The following is an 8,621-nucleotide window of genomic DNA, read 5'->3' as shown; positions in this document are numbered from 1 at the left end:
GCTCAACTGCACGAATCCTGTCTTCGTATGAGTACATGAACTACCTCCTGGTAGTCCAAGTTTTTGTCCGCATCCCCCCGTCACCGGCGCGCTGCTGGATGCAGGCGTAGCGCAAGATGCTGTGGGCGCTGCCTGGTTTTCCAACGTTCGACAGGGCCAGATGGAGGCGCAGAACTCCATTCGGGGGCAATGTGCTCTGACGGCCATGGGGTTTGGCGGGCTGCCCATTTTCAACGTGGAAAACGCCTGTGCCAGCAGCAGCTCAGGGGTGTATCAGGCTTATGCAGCCCTTAAGGCCGGGCTGTTTGATGTTGTGCTGGTGGCAGGCACGGAGAAGATGTTCTATCCGGAAAAGCGCCAGGCCATGATGGAAGCCTTCTTTGGCGGCACTGATATCCATGAGATGCAGAACACCTGGAATGGTCTGCAGAGCATTGGTGCGGGCATCGGGCCTGAGCAGGAAATTGGCGGCGACTGGAAGCAGCAGAGCTTTTTCATGGATGTATACGCCTCACTGGCGCGCATGCATATGAAGCTCTACGGCACCACGCAAGAGCAGATTGCCTTTGCAGCTGCCAAGAACCATACGCACTCTGCGCTCAATCCACTGGCTCAGTACAACACGCCGATGACGCTGCAAGAGGTACTGCAGACCCCCACCATTGCCTGGCCACTCACGCGAGCTATGTGCGCGCCCATTTCAGATGGTGCTGCCGCTGCCGTGCTGTGCAATGAAAATGGACTCAAACAGCTCAATCGCGCACGCGCTGTGCGCATTCGCGGCATGGGGGTTTCGAGCACCGTACACCGCGCCGCACAAGCGCTTGAATCGCATTGCGTAGCGCTGGCGGCCAGCCGAGCCTATTCGGCAGCGGGAATTTCGGCCAAAGAGATCAACGTTGTGGAAGTGCATGACGCATCCAGCTTTGCTGAAATTTTGCAGATCGAAAATTTAGGCCTGTGCGCTCGCGGAGAAGGCGGCCCCTTCACAGCCAGCGGTTCCACTTCGCTGGGTGGGCAATGCCCGGTCAACGTGTCCGGCGGCCTGGTGTCCAAAGGCCACCCCATTGCCGCAACCGGACTGATTCAGATGCATGAACTGGTCACCCAATTGCGCGGTGAAGCGGGCGCGCGTCAGGTGAACGGAGCACGCATCGCTGTGGCAGAAAACGGCGGGGGATTCATCCGCATTGAAGATGCCGCCGCCGTGGTTACGGTGCTGGACAGGGCTTGAAGGGAAATTTGACATGACTCCTTTCGATTTCTTCCAGAGCGCGGTACTGCGCTACCCAGATGCTGAGGCTGCCGTGGTGCTATCCGGCAACTGCGAGGTACTTGAGCGCGCCAGCTTCAAAGAGCTTGAGCGCAAGGTGCTGAGTTTTGCTGCCGCGCTGCAAGACCTGACGGGCCAGCAACGTCCGCGGGTGGTGCTGGTGTGCCACAACGGCATGGCTATGCTCACGGCCATTTTGGCTACCTATCTGTGCCGTGGCGTACTGATTCCGCTCACGCCCAACAACCCGGAAGCGGAACTGCGTGAGCAAATTGGCGTGGCCAAGGCGGATGTGATCGTCATCGACGATACGGTGCAAAGCCTGAGCAGCGGGCATTCAGTGCCTGTCGTCCAGATTGGAGCGGCGCAGGAAGGTGTGGATTCTTTTGAGGCCTTGCTCACGCGCTTTGCTGATGCCCTGCCTCAGGTGCCAGAGGCGCAGGGCGAAGACATCATCGCGCTCAAATTCACGGGTGGCTCTTCTGGGCGTCCCAAGGCGGTACTGCAATCCGTGCGCTGCCTGAACACGATGATCTCCTCCATTCAGCAGGTCTATGCGTTCTCTGCCACTGACCGCTTCCTGCTGAACCCGCCCATGACTCACGGTGCTGGCGCGTTCGTGTTGCCGGTTCTTGCCAGCGGCGGGGCCCTGGTCATCATGGACGGTGTACGGGCCGAACCACTGCTGGACGCGATGTCTGCCCAAGAAGTAACGGGCATATGGGTACCCCCGACTCTGATGTATCAGATGCTGGATGCGCAGCAGGTCAAACCACGCGCTGTGCCGCGCTTGCGCAACCTGCTGTATGGCGGCGCAGGCTCCACCATGGAGCGCCTGCTGCAGGCGCGTACCCTGCTTGGCCCTGTGATTGGCGTGACCTACGGCTTGACTGAGGCACCAGTGATCATTGCAGGCATGCCCGGCAGCGACAGTGCGCACGATGTCAATCTGGGCAGCGCCGGCCGCTGCGGGCCGCTGACGCGCCTTGGCATCATGGGGCAAGGGGGCATGCTCTGCGCGCCCAACGAGCTTGGCGAAGTGGTGGCGCGCGGTGACTTGCTGATGAGTGGCTACCTGGACATGCCCAAGGAGACCGCGCAGGTGATGAGCCATGGCTGGCTCAAGACCGGTGACGTGGGCTATCTTGATGAGCGTGGCTACCTGTACATCAAAGGACGCTCCAAGGATGTGATCATCAGCGGAGGGTTCAACATCTATCCATCCGATGTGGAAGAGGCCCTGGCCAGACACGATGACGTGGCCGAAAGCGTCGTGTTTGGCATCCCCGACGCGCACTGGGGTGAGCGCGTGGAAGCGGTGGTGGAGCTCAAGCGCGGGCGCAGCATTGCACCCGAAGCATTGCGCCTTCATATCCGAGAGAAGCTGGGCGCTGTGCGTACACCCAAAGCCATTCACCTGATCAGCGATCTGCCTCGCAATTCGCTGGGCAAAGTTCAAAAGCGCCAGTTGCGAGACGAACTCGTCAGCAAGTTTGGAAAGACCTGAAGCCGGCGCTCTCTGTTTTTCGACCCCCCAGGCAACCAACCAGCACAATACTAAGGAGACAACATGGTCATGAAAAAACGCACGCTGATTCGATTCGCGCTTACAGCCGTAGCTACTGGCGCATTGGCTAGCGCCTTGGCCCCTGCAGCCATGGCGGACAGCTATCCAAGCCGTCCCATCAAATTCGTTGTGGGTTTCCCGCCCGGAGGCTCCACGGATCTGGTGACACGCATTGTCGCTGCGCAAATGGCTGAGGAGCTCAAGCAGCCCGTCATCGTGGAGAACAAGCCTGGGGCAGGGGGCAACATCGCGTCGCAGTTTGTCGCGGGTTCACCCCCGGACGGCTACACCATCTACCTGGGAACGCTGGCAACGCATGGCATCAACCCTGTGCTGCAGAAAAAACTGCCGTTCAACCACATCAAGGACTTCACCATGATCAGCCAGATTGGTTACTACACCAATCTCGTGCTGGTGAGCCCTGGCATACCGGTGAAGACCCTGGGCGAGTGGATTGCCTATGCCAAGGAAACCCGACGCCCGATGAACTTTGGCTCGCCAGGCACAGGTACCTCGCCGCACTTGACGGGTGAGTACTTCAAGATACTGACCGGCGTGAATCTCAGCCACGTGCCCTACAAGGGCAGTGGCCCGGCACTCACGGATCTGGTCGGCGGTCAAATCGACGTCATGTTCGACAATCTGCCCTCTGCACTTGGGCTGGTCAAGGGCGGCAAACTTCGCCCCCTGGCGATTACCTCCCGCGAACGCATCAGCCAGCTGCCCGATGTGCCGACCGCCATCGAAGCCGGTCTGCCCGATATGGTGGTGGATGCGTGGGTGGGCATGATGGCTCCGCAGAACCTGCCCAAGCCCATAGTGCAAACGCTGCACAACGCACTGACCAAGAGTCTGGACAACCCGCAGATCCGCGCCAAGCTGGAGGAGCGCGGAGTGACCATCAAGACATCGCAGCCCGACGAGTTTCTGGCGTATGTGAAGTCTGAGAACGAGAAGTGGGCCAAGGTCGTGAAGATCTCGGGGGCAGAGGCGAACTGAGGTTTTTCTCTGTCAACAAAATCGTCCAGTGCTTCGCAGGTAGCCCACAGCCTGCCGAAGCCATTGAAAAAGCCTGCTGTTGTTAACAACGGCAGGCTTTTTTGTGGGGGTGTGAAAACTTAGTTCTGGATGAGGACTTCACCGCGCAGGGTATAGGTCATGGCTTCGGTGATCTTGACGTCGACCAGCTGGCCCAGCAGGCGCTCGTGGCCCGGAAAGTTCACCACGCGGTTGCATTCGGTGCGGCCCATCAGCTCGCCGTTGTCGCGTTTGCTGAAACCTTCCACCAGCAGGCGCTGCACAGTGCCCATGCGCTCCATGCTGATGTCTTTGATGTTCTGGTTGATCACCGCTTGCAGCTCTTGCAGGCGGCGCAGCTTGACTTCATGCGGAGTGTCATCGTGCAGATTGGCAGCCGGGGTGCCAGGGCGAGGGCTGAAGATGAAGCTGAACGAGTTGTCAAAGCGCACATCGTGGATGAGCTTCATCATTTTCTGGAAATCTTCTTCGGTCTCGCCAGGAAAGCCCACGATGAAGTCCGAGCTCATCGCCATATCGGGGCGGATGGCGCGCAGCTTGCGCACTGTGCTCTTGTATTCCATGGCGGTGTAGCCGCGCTTCATGGCCATCAAGATTTTGTCGGAGCCGTGCTGCACAGGCAGGTGCAGGTGCGAGACCAGCTTGGGGATCTTGGCGTAGGCCTCGATCAGGCGCGGTGTGAACTCATTGGGGTGGCTGGTGGTGTAGCGAATGCGTTCGATGCCGGGGATTTCGGCCACGTATTCCAGCAGCAGGGCAAAGTCGGCAATCTCGGCTGTCTCGCCCATCTTGCCCTGGTAGGCATTCACGTTCTGACCCAGCAGCGTGACTTCTTTGACGCCCTGGTCGGCCAGACCGGCCACTTCTACCAGCACGTCTTCAAACGGACGACTGACTTCTTCGCCCCGGGTGTAGGGTACTACGCAGTAGCTGCAGTATTTGGAGCAGCCTTCCATGATTGACACGAAAGCCGAAGCGCCTTCCACGCGCGCAGGCGGCAGGTGGTCAAATTTTTCGATTTCAGGAAACGAGATGTCGACCTGGGGCTTGGCCTTGGCGGCACGGGCGTTCAGCAGCTCGGGCAGGCGGTGCAAGGTCTGGGGGCCAAACACCACGTCCACATAGGGGGCGCGCTTGATGATTTCATCGCCTTCCTGGCTGGCCACGCAGCCGCCTACGCCGATCAAAACGCCTTTTTCCTTGAGGTGCTTGACGCGGCCAAGGTCAGAGAACACTTTCTCCTGGGCTTTTTCGCGCACCGAGCAGGTGTTGAACAGGATCAGGTCGGCCTCTTCCATGTTCTGGGTAGGCTCGTAGCCTTGGGCTGCGCCCAGCACGTCGGCCATTTTGTCCGAGTCGTACTCGTTCATCTGGCAGCCGAAGGTTTTGATAAATACTTTTTTGCTCATCGTGTTCGCAGCGCCGCAGCTTTGAAGTTGCGGTCGCTTTCAATAAAAACGCCTGCCAGGCCAAGCTGGACGGTCGTTGTGGGAAAGAAGAACAGAGCGCCTGGGGCGCAGTGGTCGTGTTGCGGCGCAGTGGTTTTAGCGCTTGGCAGTCAAGCTGGCCAGTTCCTCAGGGGTGAGGACCCATGCTGTCAGCAGCCATTGGGTGCTGGCTTCTTTGAGATAGGCCACACGCAGCTCTTTGCTTTGAACGGTGTGGGCAAATATCAGCCGGTTGTCTGCGCTGAAAAGGCGAAAACCGGGCGCGGTGCGGATGGCTTGGCCATTGATTTGCGCATTGGGGATTTGGTCAATGCGCAGCACACCCAGCTGGGCGGTGTGTGGGAAATTGCGGTGACCGGGCTGTGCAACAGGCAGCACGGTCTGCACCGACGGCAACGTGGTGGGCGTCGATGGCGATGTGTTTTGGGCTGCACTGGTTACTGCGGTGGCCAGCAGTGGCGCAGCAATCAAAGAAGCAAGCACGCAGCGATTCATGGTGTTCATCCAGGGGCTGACAGATGCAGCATTCTACGAAAGTGTGGGTGGTGCGGCGCTGTGCTCAGGTTAGACCTGCCTTAGGCCAGTGGCAAGCCTGCGCCCGCTGCGTAGAGCGTGGCTTGTGGGGGGCGGCACAGGCCCCAGAAGCGCAAACCCGTCAGCTGGGCCATTTGTACTCCCATGGCGGTGGGTGCAGAAATAGTGGCCATTGCGCCAATGCCCAGCTTGGCGCATTTGCGTACCAGTTCATGGCTGCCTCGGCTGGAGAGCACGACAAAGCCGGGTTGCCCCAGTCGATCTGTGCGTGCCAGCCGCCCTAGCAATTTGTCCAGCGCGTTGTGGCGGCCCACGTCTTCAATGACCTCGTGCACCTGTCCATTGAGCGTAGCCCAGCCTGCAGCGTGGATGGCGCCAGCCTGGGCATTGAGGGTTTGCAGGGCGGGCAGGTTGTTGATGGCAGTCAGCACGGTGGGTAAATCCACTTGCGATACCCAGTCGCGTGCAGGCAATGCGTCAAACGACAGATCGAGCGCGGCAAAGCTCTCTACGCCGCACACACCGCAGCCGGTGCGCCCGCTGATGCTGCGGCGGTGGTCTTTAAGGCGTGCAAAGCAGCGCGAGGAGATGTCGACCTGCACCTGCATGCCGTTCATGCCTGCGGGCAAGCCCGCCGCAGCGGCATCGACAGGGCGTACGTCTATGCCATAGCAATCGCTGGCGTGGTCGATGATGCCTTCGCTGAGCGCAAAGCCGATGGCGAAATCTTCCAGATCCAGCGGCGTGCCCATCATCACGGCGTGGGAGATGCCGTTGAAGACCAGTGCAATGGGCACTTCATTGGCCAGCACGCGTGATTGAGCAACCACAGCGCGCTCAGCGTGGTGAAAGCGCACCTCACACGTGGTGAGGGCGGCTGGGGTTGAGGGTGTCATGGAGCAGGCGCTGGCGTCAGTCATAGCGCGCCATGATAGGGCTGCGGCGTTAATCCAGCAGGGCCACGCTTTTGATCTGGGCTACCACGCTCAAACCTTCGTGCAGGTTCAACTCGCGCACAGAGCGGGCTGAAACGCGTGCCAGCAGCGTGGTGTTGCCCGCTTGCAAGGTCAGCATGGCGTGGCCAGGGCTGTCTTCGCGCAGCGCAGTAATGCGTGCACTCAGGCGGTTCAAAATGCTGCTGCAGGTGGGCGATTGCAGTGCCACACTGACATCGCGGGCGAGCACGCGCAGGCGCACAGGCTCGCCCGTTGTGCGCTGTGACGCTCCAGAGATGAATAGCTCGCCGCCCTCAAAGGTCACGGTGCTCAGGTGGTCCTGTGCGTCATAAGCAGTGATATGGCCTTGCACCAGACTGGCGGCATCTGCGGCAGGGCCCATGGGGTGATCACGCTGCGCCATGGTGCTGGCGGTACTGCCCTGAGTGACCACGCTGCCGGCTTGCAGCAGCACCACATGGTGGGCCAGGCGCGCCACTTCATCTTGCGAGTGGCTCACGTAAAGCACGGGGATCTCCAGGCTGCGCTGCAGGCGTTCCAGATAGGGCAGCACTTCAGCTTTGCGTGCTGCATCCAGCGCTGACAGAGGCTCATCCATCAGCAGCAGCTGCGGGCTGGTAGCCAGAGCGCGGGCAATGGCCACGCGCTGGCGCTCCCCCCCCGACAGGGTCTGCACGCTGCGATCCATCAGATGAGACAGGCCCAGCAGCTCGACCGCTTGCTCCAGCGCCACTTTGCGGCGCGCCACAGGCGTGCGCTTGAGGCCGTATTCCAGATTGGCGCGTGTGCCCAGATGGGGAAACAGGCTGGCTTCCTGAAACACATAGCCCAGTGCGCGCTGGTGCGTGGGCAGCCATTGCTGGGTGGCGTCGTCTTGCCAGATCTGGCCGTTGACCATGACGCGGCCCTGGGCACGCTCCAGACCGGCAATGGCGCGCAGGCAGGTGGTCTTGCCGCAGCCCGACGGCCCGAACAGTGCCGTAATGCCGTGGCCAGCCAGTTGCAGATGGACATTCAGTGTGAAGTCCGCACGTTTGACATGCAGTTGGGCTTCGATCATGTGCGTGGCTCCTTGGGTTGCAGCCAGTGCAAGAGCATCAGCACGATAAAGCTAAACACCACCATGCCGCCGGCCAGCAGGTGGGCGTTGGCGTATTCCATGGCTTCTACGTGGTCGTAAATCTGCACAGATACCACGCGCGTTACGCCAGGGATGTTGCCGCCAATCATCAGCACCACGCCAAACTCACCCACCGTATGCGCAAAGCTGAGTACCGCAGCGGTGATGAAGCCGGGGCGTGCCATGGGCAGGGCGACAGTGAAAAAACGATCCAGCGGGCTGGCTCCCAAAGAGGCGGCCACCTCCAGCGGGCGACTGCCCAGGCTCTCGAATGCGCGCTGCAGCGGCTGCACGGCAAACGGCATGGAGTAAATCAGTGAGCCGATGACCAGACCAGGAAAGGTAAAGGGCAGCCTGCCCAGACCCAGCCATTGCGTAAATTGCCCCACAGGGCCATTGGGGCCCATGGTGACCAGCAGGTAAAAGCCGATCACGGTGGGAGGCAGCACCAGAGGCAGCGCCACGACAGCACCAATCGGCCCTTTCCAGCGTGAACGGGTGTGGGCCAGCCACCATGCCAGCGGCGTGCACAGAACCAGTAGCAGTACGGTGGTGACTGCGGCCAGCTCCAGCGTCAGGGCAATGGCGGCCCAGTCTTCAGAGGAAAGGATGGACAAGGTCTAAGAAAGAGTGAGCTGCTTGCGCAGGTGAAACGGCCACTTCAGCATCATTTGATGCTGAAGTG

8 protein-coding genes are annotated in these 8,621 nt (G+C 60.3%); 3 read left to right on the top strand and 5 right to left on the bottom strand.

Annotated elements, in window-relative coordinates; genetic code table 11:
- Window positions 1-91: 91 nt before the first annotated feature.
- The 3 genes from H9646_RS10235 to H9646_RS10225 all read left to right on the top strand — a co-directional run bounded on the left by H9646_RS10235 (window position 92) and on the right by H9646_RS10225 (window position 3,839).
- Window positions 92-1,234, top strand: coding sequence for a thiolase family protein (locus H9646_RS10235; RefSeq protein WP_225214122.1), 1,143 nt, complete (start codon window positions 92-94; stop codon window positions 1,232-1,234).
- Window positions 1,235-1,247: 13 nt separating this feature from the next.
- Window positions 1,248-2,780, top strand: a complete 1,533-nt coding sequence (locus tag H9646_RS10230) for a class I adenylate-forming enzyme family protein (RefSeq protein ID WP_191723249.1) — start codon at window positions 1,248-1,250, stop codon at window positions 2,778-2,780.
- A 63-nt stretch (window positions 2,781-2,843) separates the two neighbouring features.
- Window positions 2,844-3,839: a Bug family tripartite tricarboxylate transporter substrate binding protein gene (locus tag H9646_RS10225; RefSeq protein ID WP_225214095.1), complete on the top strand. Its 996-nt coding sequence runs from the start codon at window positions 2,844-2,846 to the stop codon at window positions 3,837-3,839.
- 119 nt (window positions 3,840-3,958) lie between these two features.
- On the opposite strand, the gene miaB is transcribed toward H9646_RS10225, so the two are convergent.
- From miaB to modB, 5 genes are all read right to left on the bottom strand, one after another.
- The gene (miaB, locus tag H9646_RS10220; RefSeq protein WP_191723248.1) at window positions 3,959-5,287 is read right to left on the bottom strand and encodes a tRNA (N6-isopentenyl adenosine(37)-C2)-methylthiotransferase MiaB; all 1,329 of its coding nucleotides are present in this window, start codon (window positions 5,285-5,287) and stop codon (window positions 3,959-3,961) included.
- Window positions 5,288-5,422: 135 nt separating this feature from the next.
- On the bottom strand, window positions 5,423-5,821 hold the full coding sequence (locus tag H9646_RS10215; protein ID WP_192405730.1) for a hypothetical protein: 399 nt from the start codon (window positions 5,819-5,821) through the stop codon (window positions 5,423-5,425).
- An 80-nt stretch (window positions 5,822-5,901) separates the two neighbouring features.
- On the bottom strand, window positions 5,902-6,780 hold the full coding sequence (gene fdhD, locus H9646_RS10210) for a formate dehydrogenase accessory sulfurtransferase FdhD (protein ID WP_191723246.1): 879 nt from the start codon (window positions 6,778-6,780) through the stop codon (window positions 5,902-5,904).
- A 25-nt stretch (window positions 6,781-6,805) separates the two neighbouring features.
- Window positions 6,806-7,876: a molybdenum ABC transporter ATP-binding protein gene (gene modC, locus H9646_RS10205; RefSeq protein ID WP_191723245.1), complete on the bottom strand. Its 1,071-nt coding sequence runs from the start codon at window positions 7,874-7,876 to the stop codon at window positions 6,806-6,808.
- The gene (gene modB, locus H9646_RS10200) at window positions 7,873-8,553 is read right to left on the bottom strand and encodes a molybdate ABC transporter permease subunit (protein WP_191723244.1); all 681 of its coding nucleotides are present in this window, start codon (window positions 8,551-8,553) and stop codon (window positions 7,873-7,875) included. The genes modC and modB overlap by 4 nt, the downstream gene beginning before the upstream one ends.
- Window positions 8,554-8,621 lie beyond the last annotated feature (68 nt).

The sequence above is a fragment of the Comamonas avium genome, from assembly GCF_014836675.1.
In the GTDB taxonomy this organism is placed as follows: domain Bacteria; phylum Pseudomonadota; class Gammaproteobacteria; order Burkholderiales; family Burkholderiaceae_C; genus Comamonas; species Comamonas avium.
This window is presented reverse-complemented; position numbering and strand designations above follow the sequence as displayed.